Annotated in this window: 12 protein-coding genes; 6 read left to right on the top strand and 6 right to left on the bottom strand. The window is 71.8% G+C overall.

The features are described from left to right. Positions 1-109: 109 nt before the first annotated feature. Positions 110-550, bottom strand: a complete 441-nt coding sequence (locus tag P8T65_RS31360) for an SsgA family sporulation/cell division regulator (protein ID WP_316728534.1) — start codon at positions 548-550, stop codon at positions 110-112. Positions 551-852: 302 nt separating this feature from the next. Here P8T65_RS31360 and P8T65_RS31355 point away from each other — a divergent pair, with 302 nt between their 5' ends. Further along, positions 853-2,352: a sigma-70 family RNA polymerase sigma factor gene (locus P8T65_RS31355; RefSeq protein WP_316728532.1), complete on the top strand. Its 1,500-nt coding sequence runs from the start codon at positions 853-855 to the stop codon at positions 2,350-2,352. A 231-nt stretch (positions 2,353-2,583) separates the two neighbouring features. Here P8T65_RS31355 and P8T65_RS31350 read toward each other — a convergent pair whose 3' ends face one another. Then, positions 2,584-3,264, bottom strand: coding sequence for an NAD(P)H-dependent oxidoreductase (locus tag P8T65_RS31350; RefSeq protein ID WP_316728531.1), 681 nt, complete (start codon positions 3,262-3,264; stop codon positions 2,584-2,586). 327 nt (positions 3,265-3,591) lie between these two features. Between P8T65_RS31350 and P8T65_RS31345 the strand changes: the two genes are divergently transcribed. Beyond that, the gene (locus P8T65_RS31345; protein WP_316728530.1) at positions 3,592-4,122 is read left to right on the top strand and encodes a hypothetical protein; all 531 of its coding nucleotides are present in this window, start codon (positions 3,592-3,594) and stop codon (positions 4,120-4,122) included. A gap of 155 nt (positions 4,123-4,277) precedes the next feature. Continuing rightward, positions 4,278-4,970, top strand: coding sequence for a class F sortase (locus P8T65_RS31340; RefSeq protein ID WP_316728529.1), 693 nt, complete (start codon positions 4,278-4,280; stop codon positions 4,968-4,970). Between the two features lie 32 nt (positions 4,971-5,002). On the opposite strand, the gene P8T65_RS31335 is transcribed toward P8T65_RS31340, so the two are convergent. Then, complete coding sequence (locus P8T65_RS31335) at positions 5,003-5,788, bottom strand: TSUP family transporter (RefSeq protein WP_316728527.1); 786 nt, start codon at positions 5,786-5,788, stop codon at positions 5,003-5,005. A gap of 371 nt (positions 5,789-6,159) precedes the next feature. Here P8T65_RS31335 and P8T65_RS31330 point away from each other — a divergent pair, with 371 nt between their 5' ends. From P8T65_RS31330 to nirD, 3 genes are read left to right on the top strand one after another with little or no spacing between them, the layout of a single operon-like run. Then, entirely contained in the window at positions 6,160-7,386 is a 1,227-nt protein-coding gene (locus P8T65_RS31330) for an FAD-dependent oxidoreductase (protein ID WP_316728526.1), read from the top strand. Further along, positions 7,387-9,987 carry a nitrite reductase large subunit NirB gene (gene nirB, locus P8T65_RS31325; protein WP_316728524.1) on the top strand — a complete coding sequence of 867 codons (2,601 nt, stop codon included), beginning with the start codon at positions 7,387-7,389 and terminating at the stop codon, positions 9,985-9,987. Beyond that, complete coding sequence (gene nirD / locus P8T65_RS31320; protein ID WP_316728521.1) at positions 9,984-10,334, top strand: nitrite reductase small subunit NirD; 351 nt, start codon at positions 9,984-9,986, stop codon at positions 10,332-10,334. The genes nirB and nirD overlap by 4 nt, the downstream gene beginning before the upstream one ends. Positions 10,335-10,534: 200 nt before the next feature. Here the strand turns inward: nirD and P8T65_RS31310 are convergent, their stop codons facing one another. From P8T65_RS31310 to P8T65_RS31300, 3 genes are all read right to left on the bottom strand, one after another. Beyond that, a complete protein-coding gene (locus tag P8T65_RS31310; RefSeq protein WP_316728519.1) occupies positions 10,535-11,467 on the bottom strand; it encodes an oxidoreductase in 933 nt (310 codons plus the stop codon). 303 nt (positions 11,468-11,770) lie between these two features. Further along, on the bottom strand, positions 11,771-13,825 hold the full coding sequence (locus tag P8T65_RS31305) for a SulP family inorganic anion transporter (RefSeq protein WP_316728518.1): 2,055 nt from the start codon (positions 13,823-13,825) through the stop codon (positions 11,771-11,773). Continuing rightward, positions 13,822-14,481 (bottom strand): carbonic anhydrase, encoded by a 660-nt coding sequence (locus P8T65_RS31300; protein ID WP_316728516.1) that lies wholly within the window; start codon positions 14,479-14,481, stop codon positions 13,822-13,824. The genes P8T65_RS31305 and P8T65_RS31300 overlap by 4 nt, the downstream gene beginning before the upstream one ends. Positions 14,482-14,783: the final 302 nt, after the last annotated feature.

Genomic DNA, 14,783 nt, shown 5'->3' with positions numbered 1-14,783 from the left:
TCTCTCCCCCAGCCCTGTCCGGCCGGCCGGTTCTGCTGTCGTCTGCATGTGCCCACTCCGAATATCCGGACGATCGGATCGAACATAGCGGGCGCTCCGGACCGACGCGTCAGACCCCACCCAGCAGAGAAGCCAGACCGTCGTCGAGCGCCGGTTCCAGGTCCTCGCCGCCGAGCGCGACGACGGCGTACGAGCGGTGCAGGAAGCGGCGGAGCGAGGAGGTGTCGAAACGGATCATGGCCATGCCGTGCGGGGAGTGGAGTTCCACGACGGTGTGCGCCGAGCCGCAGGGCCAGAGGTGCACGTCGCCGATACCGGCCGGGCCGGTCAGCCCCTCCGCGAGGAGCGTGCGGGCGAACGCCCACGTCACGTCGGCGCCATCGGCGGAGGAGCCGGAGGGGAAGTCGATGTGCACGGCGAAGGGGTCGTCGGGGGTGTAGCGCAGGGTGGTGCGTACCGGGATCTCGTCGTAGTCCGGGGTGATCAGGCGGGCGCGGGCGCACTGTTCGAGGGCGGGGGGCGTCGGGCGGGCGGGCCGGGCGGGGGGCATGGGCGGTCTCCAGTTCGGGCGCTTCAGGTAGGTCGTCAGGTATGGCGGCACTGCGGAAGCCGCGGATGCTTCAGCGGCTGCGGCTACTTCGGATGCTCGGTTGTTGTGGGTTCATGCGTTCGTCAGATGCTTCTTCGGGTCACACGCCCTGTCGACCGCGCCGAGCCCCCATGTATTACGCCGCTTTCGAAGTTACCCACTGTGACGCGTGTCACTTTGGGTGATTACTTGAGTTTTTTGTCATCTCCACATACAAAATCGTCGTCATTCCATCCACAGGCGACTGGAGAGCGTTTCCCGCCATGACCGACGGCCTGTCCGGGTCCGCGACCGCCGCGTACACCCGCATCTACGAGGAACAGCATCCGCGCCTGGTCGCGTACGCGCGCTCCCTCACCCGGAACTCCTGGACCGCCGAGGACCTCGTCGCCGAGGCGCACTTCCGCGTGTGGCGGCGGCTCTCCGGAGGGCACGAGATCGACAACGTGCCCGCGTATCTGATGACGACGGTGCGGCATCTCGCGGCGGCCGTGGGCTCCACCGCGACGCGGGAGACACCACTGGATCCGACGGCTCCCGAACGGGCCGAGGCCGACGTCCGGGTGGCCGACGCCACCGACCCCGCCGAACAGGTCTCCTCCGTCGATCTGTTGGTGCGGGTGCTGGGCCAGCTGCCGGAGCGGTGGGTGCAGGCGTTGTGGCTGGCCGAGGCGGAGGGCCAGCCGCTGGAGACGGTCGGGCAGCGCATCGGCGCGAAGCAGGGCGCGACGGCGGTGCTGCTGCACCGGGCGCGCGAGGGGATGCGCCAGGCGTTCCTGCGCGAGCAGCCCGGTGCGCCGATCGATCCGGCGTGCCAGGTGCGTTGGGGGCGCATGCCGGCGTATGTGCGCGGTACGGCGACCGCGCGGCAGTCCGAGCAACTGCTCAGCCATGTGGACGCGTGCGACGACTGCCGGGCGCGGCTCGCCGTGCTGATGCGCACGAACGACCGGCTGCCCGCGTTCGTCGGTCCCGCCCTGCTGGTCTTCGTCGTAGGAGGAGGTGGGGGCAAGCTGCTGATGGCCCTCACGGGTGGCTCCGCCGGTACGGCCGCGGTGCTCGGCTCCGCGGGTGGGCACGGGGGTGGCCAGGTGCTGCACGCCGTGCGGCAGGCGGCGGGTGGCGCGGGTGGGGTGAAGGTGCCCGCCGTCGCGGCGGTCGGTGCGGCTGCGGCTGCCGCCGCGGTCGTGGCCGGCATCGTGCTCGGGCCCCTCGACTCGGGGGCGGGGCCCGAGCGGCGGGTGCCGGTCGCGCAGGCGCCCGCGCCGCATCGGCCCGAGGTGGCGTCTCCCGATGTCGTCGAGCACCGGGGAGCGGTGACGGATGTGGTGGTCTCGCCTCGTGGGGAGGGTGCGGGTGGCGGCCGTGGGGGCGTGGGCCCCGGTGAGGAGGGGGGCGGGCTGGGGGTACGGGCGCCTGAATCGCCGGGGGGTGAGGGATCCGAGAGCGAGGAGCCGGGAGTTGACGGGCCTGGGGGCGAGGAGCCGGGAGTTGAGGAACCGAGGGGCGAGGAGCCGGCTGGGTCTGGGGTGGAGCCGCCTGTAGAGGAAGCCCCACCCGTGGTCGAACCCCCCACCGAGGAAGCCCCGCCCGCAGTGGAACCGCCCGCGGAGGAGGCCCCACCCGTAGTGGAACCCCCTGCCGAGGAAGCCCCACCCGTGGTCGAACCCCCCACCGAGGAAGCCCCACCCGTCCAGGAGCCCGTCGAGCCGTCGCCGGAGGATCCGGAAGGTGGGGGTGGGGGGCCTGGAGGCGGTTGTTGATGGTGAGGGGGTGGCGGTGGGGCACGTGGATTTCTCGCCCCCGCCGCCCCCACCCGTCCCACCCCCAGGGGCTGCGCCCTTTCTACCTCCCCCGGGCGCCTATCGTTCGTCCGCGGGTCGACTGGGGGTCCTCGCGCAGTTCCCCGCGCCCCTTTCGGGGCGCGGGCCGTCCTCCCGGTCCACGCGCCTCCCTGGTAGCGCTCGGGGTTCTCGCGCCGTTTCCCGCGCTCCTCAACCCCCGTACGGTCGCCTCTCCTTCGCCTCGCGTAGTGCGTGGCCCCACCAGGAGAGGTGGTCCAGCATCGTCCGGGCCGCCGCGTTCGGGGGGGTCGGCTCGTGGAGGCCGCCGGTGTCGTCGAAGGCGGCGTGGGCGTTGTGGAAGGAGACCGTGTCCCGGATCGTGGTCGCGTGGAGTTCCGCGAAGACCTGGCGCAGGTGCTCCGCCGCGCGCAGACCTCCTGAGACACCGCCGTAGGAGACCAGGGCCACCGGCTTGGCCTGCCATTCCTCGTAGTGCCAGTCGATGAGGTTCTTCAGGGCCGCCGGGTACGAGTGGTTGTACTCGGGCGTCACGACGATGAACGCCTCCGCCTCCGCCAGCTTCGGGGTGATCTCGGCCAGTCGTGCCGCCGCCTCGGCGGTCGGCGCGAACGTCGTCGGCAGGTCGGCCTCGGCTACGTCGACCACGTCGACCTCGAAGCCGCCGTGCTCCCGGACCCGGCTCAGCAGCCAGTCGGCGATCACCGACCCGAAGCGGCCGGTGCGGTTGCTGCCGATGACCAGCGTCACCCTCACCGGCGTGGCGGAGAAGGGAACAGGAGCCGGGGCGGGAGGGGGAGTAGGAGCGGGCGCGCGTGCGGAGGTGGGAGCCGGGGCGGAATCCGGGTGGGTGGTGTGCGTCGCGGTCTTCATGGGGCTCAGCGTGATACCTCAACGTTGCTTGAGGTCAAGCGGTGCCGGATCGCGCGGGATCTCGCGGGTTTCCCGTCCCCGGCAGACGGCTCCGCGTCCCCGCCCCCAATCACCCGTTCACACCCCCACCGGCCGCCCGGCGCGTTCCTTTTCTCCGCGCCCGCCGCGCGCACCCCCATGACCTGCCCAAACATCCGCCGGTCCGCCTTTCCCCGCCCACCCCCTGACACCCATTCACCTCATTTCTGACAGTCCGTCAGCAAGCGCGCGGAGCGGAGAGCCACTTACCTCGGAAGGGAACGGAGGACTCTAGGAGGAGGCAGCACGATGCGACGTACCGCCCGGCCGCTGGCCACGACCGCGCTCGCCCTCGCCTTCGCGGCCCTCACCGGCACACCCGCGTACGGTGATGCGGGCACCGGGCGGCTCGAACTGTCCCCCACCGGTGTCGTCCCCGGCGACGAGGTCACCGTCCGCACGGCGGCCTGCGGTGCGGACGGTACCGCCACGGGGGACGCCAGCGCGGTCGGCGCCGGCTCCTTCTCGCTCAGCCCGGGCGCGGGGCAGGGGCGGCTCGCCGGCAGGTTCGAGGTGCCGCCGAGCGCGCAGCCAGGGACGTACGAGATCGTCGCGACCTGTGCGGACGGGGTCTCCCGGGTCACCGGCGACCTGGTCGTCTCGCTCACCGGCACGCGGACCGGACAGCCGGCGTATCCGAGGGGAAGTGTGAAGACGGGGGTCGGTGGCGCACTCGGTCCCGATCCCGTGCAGACCGCGGCGGGTGTGGCGGCCCTGGCCGTCGCCGCCGCGGGCGGTACCTGGCTCCTGCATCGCCGGGCGAGAGGCGACGGGTTCTGACGGACACCCTCCGCCGTCCGTCCGCCGGTACCGCCGTCCCCTCCTCCCCTCCGGGTCCGACGCCCCTCGACCCGGAGGGGAGGAACAAGGGGCACCAGCTTGCGGCGCGCCCGAGGGGGTGCCCGTCGGCCCATGAGGAGGTTGAGGAGGTTTCTGTGCGTCGGCTCGCCAATGCCGTCATAGCCGGGGTCACCGTGGTGGCCCTCTGTTCGGGCGCGTGGTTGCTGCGCAGCGGGACCGCGTCGCACGCGCCGCCGCAGCCGTCGGCCGCGCAGGCCCACAGCCGGTCGAGCGGTTCGTCGGGCACGTCGAGCGGGTGGGGGGACGACGGGTCCGCGGCCGCCGCGCTGCCGGCCTCCCCGCCCGTCCGGATCCGCGTCCCCTCCCTCCGCGTCGACGCGCCGCTCATGGGGCTCGGCCTGACGCCGACCGGCAGCCTCGACGTCCCGCCCGCCGAGAGGAAGAACCTGGCGGGCTGGTACGAGGCCGGTACGACACCGGGTGAGCGCGGCACCGCGATCGTCGCCGGGCACGTGGACAACGCCGACGGGGCCGCCGTGTTCTACCGCCTCGGCGCGCTGCGGCGGGGCGCCACCATCGAGGTGGACCGGTGGGACGGCGGGACCGCCCTGTTCACGGTGGACGCCGTGGAGGTGTACGACGCGCGCGACTTCCCCGACGAGAAGGTGTACGGGGCCGCGCCGAGGCCCGAGCTGCGGGTCATCACCTGCGGCGGCGGATACTCACGGGCGACCGGCTACCGGGGGAACGTGGTCGTCTTCGCCCACCTCACCGGCAGCCGCGTCGCCTCCCTCACCGGCAGCCGCGACAGCAACCGCGCCGACTGATCACCGGCGCCCGCCCCCTGCGCGTCGGCCTGTCACGCCACCCACTGCTCGTACCCCATCTTCGCCACCAGGGTGAACACGACCGTCAGCAGGACGACACGGACGAAACCGCTGCCCCTCTTCAGGGCGGTGTGGGCGCCCACGGTCCCGCCGACGAGGTTGAAGACCGCCATCAGGGCCGCCAGTTGCCAGTACACCGTGCCCTTCCAGGCGAAGGTGGCGAGGGCACCCGCGTTGGTACAGCAGTTGACGATCTTGGCGGTGGCGGAGGCGCTGACCAGGTCGAGGTGGAGGACGGCGGTCAGGGCGAGGACCAGGAACGTGCCGGTGCCGGGGCCGACGAGGCCGTCGTAGAAACCGATGCCGACACCCGCGAGGCCGATCGCGGCGAGGACGCGGCGCGCGGAGACCGGGCCGGTGCCGGGGGCCGTGCCGAAGGAGGGGCGCAGGATCACGAAGGCGCCCACGGCGAGCAGGACCACCATGACGACGGGCTTCAGGACGTCGGTGCTCATGCCGGCGGCCACGAAGGCGCCGGCCGTCGAGCCCGCGAGCGCCGCGAGGCCGATGCGTACGGCGGTCTTCACGTCCACGGGGGTGCGCCGGGCGTACGTCAGCGCGGCGCCCGTGGTCCCGACGATGGCGACGGCCTTGTTGGTGCCCAGCGCGTACTGCGCGGCCGAGGCGCCGTTCGGCAGGCCGAGGAGAAGGGCGGGGAGGAGCAGGAGACCGCCGCCACCGACCACGGCGTCGATCCAGCCGGCCGCGAGGGCGGCCACGCACAGGACGACGACCGTGGTCAGCGATATGTCAGGCATGATCGGGACCCTATGCGGCAGGATGGGTGTGTCGTCCATCGACCTGAGGATCTTCTGAGGTCGGGTTCCCTGGATTGTTTCGCCGCGCCCCCTCGACCCCGCGCCACGTGACCTACGACACCGCCCGACGTGACCTACGGCACCGCGGCCCGGGGCGTCCGCGCCGGCCCGCGCCCCGGCCCGTCCTCCCGTATACGCCCGCACGACCCTCGTATCACCAGGTCAGCGCGGTGATCCCGGGTGTCCTCACACCCCACCCGGGCCTTTCGGAAACCCCTCACACACCGCTCGGGGCCATGGGGAGGGCAGCGTTCCTCATGGGAAACAGATGCGATGCGGTCGGGTAACACCGGCACCGCACGCTCAAGGACATGACCTCGAACGAGCGTGTGGTGGTGATCGGCTCCGGCCTCGCGGGTGTACGTCTCGCCCGGCGGCTGGGAGAGCTCGGCATGCCCGCCACGCTGGTGGGCGAGGAGGAGCACACACCCTACAACCGGGTGCTGCTCGCCGAGGTGCTGGCCGGACGGTACGCGCCCGAGGTCATCGCGTTGCCCGCCCCCGCCGAGCTGACGCGCGGCCGGGTGGTCCGTATCGACCGCGAGATGCGAGCCGTACATCTCGCGGACGGTGCGGAGATCGCGTACGACAGGCTGGTCCTCGCGACCGGTTCCAACCCGGTGCTGCCGCCGCTGCGCGGCCTCTGGGACCCGGAGCGCCACGAGTTCCCCGACGGGGTGCACGCCTTCCGGACCATGGACGACTGTCTGGGGCTTTCGAAGGCGGTCCGGCCGGGTGTGCGCGCCGTCGTCATCGGAGGCGGGCTCCTCGGGGTCTCCGCCTCCCGCGCGCTCGCCCTGCGCGGCGCGCAGGTGGTTCTCGCCCAGCAGGGCGAGCGCCTGATGGAGCGTCAGCTCGACCCGTCCGCATCGAAGTTGGTCCGCCGACACCTCACCGACCTCGGTGTCGAGGTGCACACCGAGACGCGCGTACGCGCCGTGCGCAGCGTCGGCGGGACCGTACGGTCGGTCTCGATGGCCGACGGATACGCCCTCGACGCGGACCTCGTGGTCATCGCCTGCGGGGTCCACCCCCGAGTGGGACTCGCCCAGGAGGCGGGGCTCGCGGTGCACAAGGGCGTCATCGTCGACGAGGAGCTGCGCAGCTCCGACCCTCGCATCCATGCCATCGGCGACTGCGCCCAGTTCGAGGGCACGGTGTACGGGCTCGCCACCCCGGCGCTCGAACAGGCCGATGTCCTGGCCGAGTTGCTCGCGGGGAACGCCGGTTCCCCGGCCGCCCGGTACACCGGCACCCGCGCCCTGACCCGGCTGACGCTCGCCGGAGCGGACTTCCTCGACCTCGCCGCGTTCGGCGAGCCCGAGCCCCTGCCCGGTGACGACGTGATCCAGCTGGCCGACGCCACACGCGGCACGTACCGCAAGGTCGTCGTCCGCGACGACCGCCTGGTCGGTGGAGTGCTCGTCGGCGAACTCGGCACCGTGGGCGCGCTCGCCCGCGCCTGGGAGGGAGCGGAGCCGCTCCCCGGAGACGGCGCTCCCCTGCTCCACCTGCTCACCAACGATGGAGGCTCCTGAATGTCCGCCACCCTGGGGGCCACCCCCACGATCGTGCTCGTCGGCCACGGCATGGTCGGCCAGCGCTTCCTCGAAGCGCTCGCCGAGCGCGGCCTGACCGCCACGCACCGCGTGGTCGTGCTCTGCGAGGAGCCGCGCCCGGCGTACGACCGGGTGGCGCTCACCTCGTACTTCGCGGGCAAGACGCCCGAGGACCTGTCGATGACCGACATGGAGTTCATCGAGACGCACGGCATCGAGCTGCTCGTCGGCGACCCGGCCGAGACGATCGACCGTGAGGCGAAGAAGGTCACCGCACGCTCCGGGCAGGTCTTCGAGTACGACATCCTGGTACTCGCCACCGGTTCGTTCCCGTTCGTGCCGCCGGTCCCGGGCAAGGACGCCACGGGCTGCTTCGTCTACCGCACGATCGAGGACCTGCTCGCGATCGAGGAGTACGCGAAGACGGCCGAGACCGGTGCCGTGGTCGGCGGTGGTCTGCTCGGGCTGGAGGCGGCCGGTGCGCTGAAGGGTCTCGGACTCACCTCGCACATCGTGGAGTTCGCGCCCCGGCTGATGCCGGTGCAGGTGGACGACGGCGGTGGCGCCGCGCTGCTGCGCACCATCCAGGACATGGGTCTGTCGGTTCACACCGGTGTGGGCACGCAGGAGATCGTCGTCGACGATTCCGGCGCGGTCACGGGCATGAAGCTGTCCGACGGCTCCGAACTCGCCACCGACCTGGTGGTGTTCTCCGCCGGTGTCCGCCCCCGCGACCAGCTGGCCCGGGACTGCGGTCTGACGGTCGGCGAGCGCGGCGGCATCACCGTCGACGAGCAGTGCCGGACCGTGAACGACCCGCACGTGTTCGCGATCGGCGAGTGCGCGCTGGCCTCCGACGGGCGGGTGTACGGCCTGGTGGGCCCCGGTTACGAGCAGGCCGAGACGGCCGCCGCGACCATCGCCGCCGACGAGGCCGCCTTCACCGGCGCCGACCTGTCCACCAAGCTGAAGCTCCTCGGCGTCGACGTGGCCTCCTTCGGTGACGCGCACGGCGCGACCGCCGACTGCCTGGACGTCGTGTACTCCGACTCCCGCTCCGGCATCTACAAGAAGCTGGTCATCGGCCGGGACGGCGAGTTGCTCGGCGGCATCCTGGTCGGTGACGCGGAGGCGTACGGCACGCTGAAGGCCTTCACCGGATCCGTCCCGCCGGTCTCGCCCGAGTCGCTGGTCCTCCCGGCGGGTTCCGGCGGCGGCGCCCAGCTCGGCCCGTCCGCGCTGCCGGACGACGCGATCATCTGCTCCTGCCACAACGTGTCCAAGGGCGCGATCCGGGGCGCGGTCACCGACCACCGGTGCACGACCGTCCCCGAGGTCAAGAAGTGCACCAAGGCCGGTACGGGCTGCGGCAGTTGCGTCAAGGTCCTCGGCCAGCTCGTCACCGCCGAGCTGGAGGCCAGTGGCGTCGTCGTCGACAAGGGCCTGTGCGGCTGCTTCTCGCAGACCCGCGAGGAGCTGTACGAGATCGTCCTCGCCCTGCGCATCAACACCTACCAGGATCTGCTGGACCGGTACGGCCGCGACGAGGCCAGGGGCGGCGACGGCTGCGAGATCTGCAAGCCGGCCGTCGGCTCGATCATCGCCTCACTCGCCCCGACCATCGGCGCCAGCGGCTACGTCCTGGACGGTGAGCAGGCCGCGCTCCAGGACAGCAACGACCACTTCCTGGCCAACCTGCAGAAGAACGGCTCGTACTCGGTCGTCCCGCGCATCCCCGGCGGTGAGATCACCCCCGAGGGCCTGATCGTGATCGGTGAGATCGCCCGCGACTTCGGTCTCTACACGAAGATCACGGGAGGTCAGCGGATCGACATGTTCGGCGCCCGCGTCGAGCAACTGCCCGTCATCTGGACCCGTTTGGTGGACGCCGGCTTCGAGTCGGGCCACGCCTACGGCAAGTCGCTGCGCACGGTGAAGTCCTGCGTCGGCCAGACGTGGTGCCGCTACGGCGTCCAGGACTCGGTCCGCATGGCGATCGACCTGGAGCTGCGCTACCGGGGACTCAGGTCCCCCCACAAGCTGAAGTCGGCGGTCTCGGGCTGTGCCCGCGAGTGCGCGGAGGCTCAGTCGAAGGACTTCGGCGTCATCGCGACGTCGAACGGCTGGAACCTCTACGTCGGCGGCAACGGCGGCGCCACCCCGCGCCACGCGGACCTGCTGGCCCAGGATCTCTCCGATGCCGAACTGATCAGGCTGATCGACCGGTTCCTGATGTTCTACATCCGCACCGCCGACCGCCTGGAGCGCACCTCGACGTGGCTGGAGCGGATCCCCGGCGGCCTGGACCACGTCCGGGACGTGGTCGTGGAGGACTCCCTCGGCATCTGCGAGGAGCTGGAGTCCCTGATGGCGGACCACGTCTCGCACTACGCCGACGAGTGGGCCGCCACCATCAACGACCCCGAGAAGCTCGCCCGGTTCGTGTCCTTCGTCAACGCCCCGGACACCCCGGACCCGGTCGTCGGCTTCGTCCCCGAGCGCGACCAGATCAAGCCCGACCTGCCCCTGCTGTCCATCGGCCTGCGGCCCGCCGATGTCCTGGAAGGAAGCGCCCGATGACCCTCGCCCCCGAGAAGATCGACGTCAAGGTCCAACTGCGGCTGGCAGACGGCTGGTTCACGGTCTGCGACCTGGCCCTGCTGATCCCGGGCCGCGGTGTGGCCGCCCTGCTCCCCGACGGCAACCAGGCCGCGCTGTTCCTCGACCGCGCGGGCAAGCTGTACGCCATCGACAACCGCGACCCCTTCGGCGGCGCCGCCGTCCTCTCCCGGGGCCTCACCGGCAGCCACCGGGGCCGCCCCTTCGTGGCCTCCCCGCTCCTGAAGCAGCGCTTCGACCTGGAGACCGGGCAGTGCCTGGACGACGAGGCCGTACGGATCACGGCGTACGAGGTGCGGGCCGCGTAGCACCCCACGGGCGGGTCGCCCGTCCGACCTGGCATCGGCGCGTGGCGCGCGGACGACCGTACGAGGGTACGGACGCCCGCGCGCCGCGCGCGTCGTCGCACGGAACGCCGGCCCCACCTGGCGGGCGCCCTCGGCGCGGCCCTGTGCGCCGCCCCGCTGGGCCGGGGCTGGGTACAGCGGGGGGGCGGCCGTGGCGGCAGTCAGGTCTTCAGCTCGTCGTACGTGACGTCGGTGAGGTGTTCGGAGGCGGTCCAGAGGCGTTCGCTCGCCCGGTCGTCCACGGTCCAGGGGGCCCGCGAGGACGGGGACGGGGCGCCGCGCCACATGGCGAACGACGGACCGATGAAGGAGTCGGGGCGCACGGCGGGGGCGGTCGCGGCGTAGAGGGTGGACAGGGCGCCGTCTTCGGCCGACTGGGCGAAGAAGCGGTTGCCGACCCGCATGAAGCGTTCGACACCCTTGCGGCCCTCGGCGCTGGGGCCGGCCGTCTGGAGGTTGGTCGACGCGTAACCGGGGTGCGCGGCCGCGGCGACGACCTCCGAGCCGCCGGCCGCCAGGCGCCGGGCCAGCTCGTGGGTGAACAGCAGGTTGGCGGTCTTGGAGCGGCCATAGGCGAGCCAACGCCCGTACTTACGCTCGCTGTTGAGGTCGTCGATGTCGATGTTCGCCCGTAGGTGCATCATGCTGGAGACGGTCACGACACGGGCGCCCGGCGTGGCGAGGAGGGTCGGCAGGAGCAGGCCGGTGAGGGCGAAGTGACCGAGGTGGTTGGTCCCGAACTGCGTCTCGAAGCCATCGGCCGTACGGCTCCGCGCCACGGCCATCACACCCGCGTTGTTGACGAGCAGATCCAGTCGGTCGCTCGCCTGCGCGTAGGCTTCCGCGAACTCCCGCACGGAGCCGAGGTCGCCGAGGTCGAGCCGCATCAACTCGACGCTGCCGTCCGGCACTTCGGAGCTCATCCGCTCCAGGGCGACGGCGCCGCGCTCCGCGCTGCGACAGGCGAGGACGACATGCGCGCCGCGGCGGGCGAGCTCCCTGGCGGCGGCGTATCCGATACCGCTGTTGGCACCGGTGACGACGGCGGAACGGCCACGCTGATCGGGCATGTCACGCACGCTCCAGCTGGTCATGACGCCGCCTTCCCGAGGGCTCCTGGGCGGTTTCCAGCGTAGACCGGGTGGGGGTGTTGCGGGAGGTGTGGCGACCGCGGTCCGGTGAGGCGGGGCGCGCAGTTCCCCGCGCCCCCGAAAGCCCGCGCCCCGCGCCCCCGAAAGCCCGGGCCCTGCGGGCCAGGGAGCCCACCGCCCTGAGGGCCGCGGGCCGGGACGAAAGGCGAAGCCGGGCGCAGCCCCGGCTTCGCCTTTCAGGGGCGCGGGGAACTGCGCGGCCCGCCCCCACCGGACCCGCACCCGCACCCCAGGCGCCCTCTCCCCTCACTCCCCCCAATCGCGCCCCCGGCGCAACAACGACGGCCGCTCCTCCGACACCCCCGGCATCGGCCGGGTGTCGAGATAGAACCACTCGGCGTCGGGCCCCGGCCCACCCCCGGCCCGGGCGCCGGCCCCGGCCCCGGTCGGCATCGGCCGCCCGGTGCCACCCACCGCCGCCGTACCGACCGTCGCGTAGTCCCACACCTGCGTCGACACCGGCTCCGGCTCCCGCTCCGGCTCCGCCGCCCCCGTGAACGCCGGCTCCTCCGCCACCGCCCCCTTCGGCTCGGCCGCCGCAGGCGACTTCGTGAGGTCCGGCATCAGCAGTTCCACCCGCAGCCCCGCCCCCCGCTGCTGCGCCACGAACTCCTCGATCTGGCTGCGGCAGGCATGGTCGAGGTGGGTCACCCCGAGCAGGTCCAGCCGGATGCGCGGCTTGCCGGAGGCGGCCGCGCCCTCCAGCGCGTCGATCAGCTTCGGCAGCCGCAGGAACGTCGCGTTGCCCGCCATGACGACCTTCGCCGTGTCGTCCTCGATGTGCTGCCGGATGACGGTCTGCGACATCCGCAGCGCGGCCAGCACCACCCCCGCGGCAAGCCCGAAGAGCACCCCTTCGAGCAGCGCGGTCGCCGTGATGACCAGCGTGGTCAGCGTCATCACCGCGAACTCGCCCCGGTCCTGCCGCCACATCTTCGGGAACTGCTCCGGCGCGAACAGCTTCCACCCGCTGTGCACGAGGACACCCGCCAGCACCGAGATCGGGATCAGCGCCAGCACCTGCGGCAGCAGCAGCGCGAAGGCGAGCAGCCAGAGGCCGTGCAGCGTACGGGAGAGACGGGTCTTGGCGCCGGCCTGCACGTTCGCCGAGCTGCGCGCGACGACCGCCGTGATGGGCAGCGCGCCGAGGATGCCGGCGACGGTGTTGCCCGCGCCCTGGGCGATGAGCTCGGTGTTGTACCGGGTGCGCGGACCGTCGTGCATCCGGTCCACGGCGGCGGCGGTGAACAGACTCTCCGCCGACGCGATCACGGTGAAGGTGAGGATCGCCGTGATGACCCCGGCACTGGCCAGCCCGGACAACTGTTCCGGCCCCGGCACGTCCACGGACGCCAGCAGATTGCCGACCTGGAGCGTCTTCACCTCGACGCCCGGCAACGAGGCGACCGCGATACCGATCCCGACGGCCACGAGCGCGGCCGGGATCTTCCTGACCGGCCCCGGCACCTGCTTCCACACGAAGCTCAGCACGATCGTGACGATCCCGAGTCCGGCCGCGATCAGCGTCTGCGGGTTCGTCACGGTGTCGGCGATCAGTCCGGGGACGCCCGCCATGTTGTCCAAGGGGGTGCCCGGCGCCTTGGAGTCGGACATGGGGTACAGCTGGCTGAACATCAGCGGCAGTCCGATGCCGGCGAGCATGCCCTGCACGACGGCGATGGAGATCGCCTGGAACATCCGGCCCAGTTTCACCAGGCCCAGCACGATCTGGAGGATGCCGGAGAAGAGGACGATCACGCCGAGCATCGCGACGCCGAACTCCATGGCCGTCTCCGCGACGAGCGCCGCGAGCCCGGCCGCCGGGCCGCTGACCTGGAGGGTGCTGCCCCTCACCGCGCCGACCACCAGACCGCCGATCACCCCCGAGATGATGCCCAGTTCGGCCGGTACGCCGGAGGCCACGGCCACTCCGATGCAGAGCGGCAGCGCGACCAGGAAGACGACGAGGGACGCGGTGATCTCCGTACCGAAGTCGATGCGCCCGGCGGAGGCTCCGGCGCGGGAGCGCTTGGGCCCGGAGGGCGGACCGTCCGGATCCGGGTCGTCCCGGCCCGCATCGACCCGACGACCCGCATCCTCCCGGCCCGGATCCTCCCGACCCGGATGCTCCCGACCCAGGGTCTCGGTGGCGGTCCGCTCCGGGAAGTCCGGGGCGTACGGGGGCGGGTCGGGTACGTATCCGGGTAACCCGGGTCCACCGTTTCGGCCGTTCCGGTGGGACCGGTGGGACCGGTGAGCGCCGCCGCCCGCCGCGTGCCGGCGTCCGTGCGCCCCGCTCATGAGCCGTGCACCTGGAAGTCGCCGTCCGCGTCGAGTTCGTGCACCTTGCCGGTGTCGACCTCGTAGTACCAGCCGTGCAACCGCAAGCGTCCGGCGTCGAGTTGCTGCCTGGCGACCGGGTAGTCCCGCAGGACGGCCAGCTGGTTGCGGATGTTGAGCTGGACGACCTCACGCAGGGCGGGATCCTCGGACGAGGCACTGTCCCTGCCGATGCTGTCACTGCTGGTGTTGTCACTGCCGGTGGCATCCCCCAGGACCGGTTCGAGCGCGGGCCTGGCGTAGTCGAGCCAGGCGTCCACCCGGGGCAGCCCGGACAGGTCCGCGCCGTACTTCAGTGCGCCCATCGCACCGCAGTGGGAATGACCACACACCACGATGTCCTGAACGTCGAGCACCTCCAGCGCGTACTCGATGGTGGCGGCCTCGCCGGAGGCGGCCCCGTACGCGTCGTGCGGCGGCACGATGTTGCCCGCATTTCGCAGCTCGAATATCTCGCCGGGCCGCGCCCCGGTGATCAGCGCGGGAATCACCCGCGAATCCGAGCAGGTAATGAACAGCGCCTCGGGAAATTGCCCGACGGCGAGTTTTCGGTATTCGTCGCTCTCGAAGTCGACCCGCCGTTTGAACGACCGGGCGCGATCCAGCAACGCCTTCATCGTGCCTCCCTGTACTGGTTCCTAGCTGTTCCAGCCTGCTCTGAACTGTCCTGACCTGTCCTGACCTGCCTTGACGACCGTAGAGGGGCGATGACCAGAGGAAGGTTAAGCGAACACTAAAACGACGCCAGATTTTCCACAGATTTCAGCCAGGCAGCCCTCCGCCGCAGGTCGGGCGACCGAATACAAGCGGTTTCTGAGGGTCATTTCACAATGCTCTGGATTCCCTGCACAGAGCTGTTCGTTCTCTTGTAGCGTGGCGCCCCACAGCACGGCTCTCGTGTTGTCCCGACTTTCTGGAG

The sequence above is a fragment of the Streptomyces sp. 11x1 genome (genome assembly GCF_032598905.1).
Taxonomy (GTDB): Bacteria; Actinomycetota; Actinomycetes; order Streptomycetales; family Streptomycetaceae; genus Streptomyces.
This window is presented reverse-complemented; position numbering and strand designations above follow the sequence as displayed.

Bases quoted from the DNA above. Each gene is read 5' to 3' on its own strand.
- P8T65_RS31360 (WP_316728534.1), bottom strand. From the start codon at position 550: ATGCCCCCCGCCCGGCCCGCCCGCCCGACGCCCCCCGCCCTCGAACAG.
- P8T65_RS31355 (WP_316728532.1), top strand. From the start codon at position 853: ATGACCGACGGCCTGTCCGGGTCCGCGACCGCCGCGTACACCCGCATC.
- P8T65_RS31350 (WP_316728531.1), bottom strand. From the start codon at position 3,264: ATGAAGACCGCGACGCACACCACCCACCCGGATTCCGCCCCGGCTCCC.
- P8T65_RS31345 (WP_316728530.1), top strand. From the start codon at position 3,592: ATGCGACGTACCGCCCGGCCGCTGGCCACGACCGCGCTCGCCCTCGCC.
- P8T65_RS31335 (WP_316728527.1), bottom strand. From the start codon at position 5,788: ATGCCTGACATATCGCTGACCACGGTCGTCGTCCTGTGCGTGGCCGCC.
- P8T65_RS31330 (WP_316728526.1), top strand. From the start codon at position 6,160: ATGACCTCGAACGAGCGTGTGGTGGTGATCGGCTCCGGCCTCGCGGGT.
- nirB (WP_316728524.1), top strand. From the start codon at position 7,387: ATGTCCGCCACCCTGGGGGCCACCCCCACGATCGTGCTCGTCGGCCAC.
- nirD (WP_316728521.1), top strand. From the start codon at position 9,984: ATGACCCTCGCCCCCGAGAAGATCGACGTCAAGGTCCAACTGCGGCTG.
- P8T65_RS31310 (WP_316728519.1), bottom strand. From the start codon at position 11,467: ATGACCAGCTGGAGCGTGCGTGACATGCCCGATCAGCGTGGCCGTTCC.
- P8T65_RS31305 (WP_316728518.1), bottom strand. From the start codon at position 13,825: ATGAGCGGGGCGCACGGACGCCGGCACGCGGCGGGCGGCGGCGCTCAC.
- P8T65_RS31300 (WP_316728516.1), bottom strand. From the start codon at position 14,481: ATGAAGGCGTTGCTGGATCGCGCCCGGTCGTTCAAACGGCGGGTCGAC.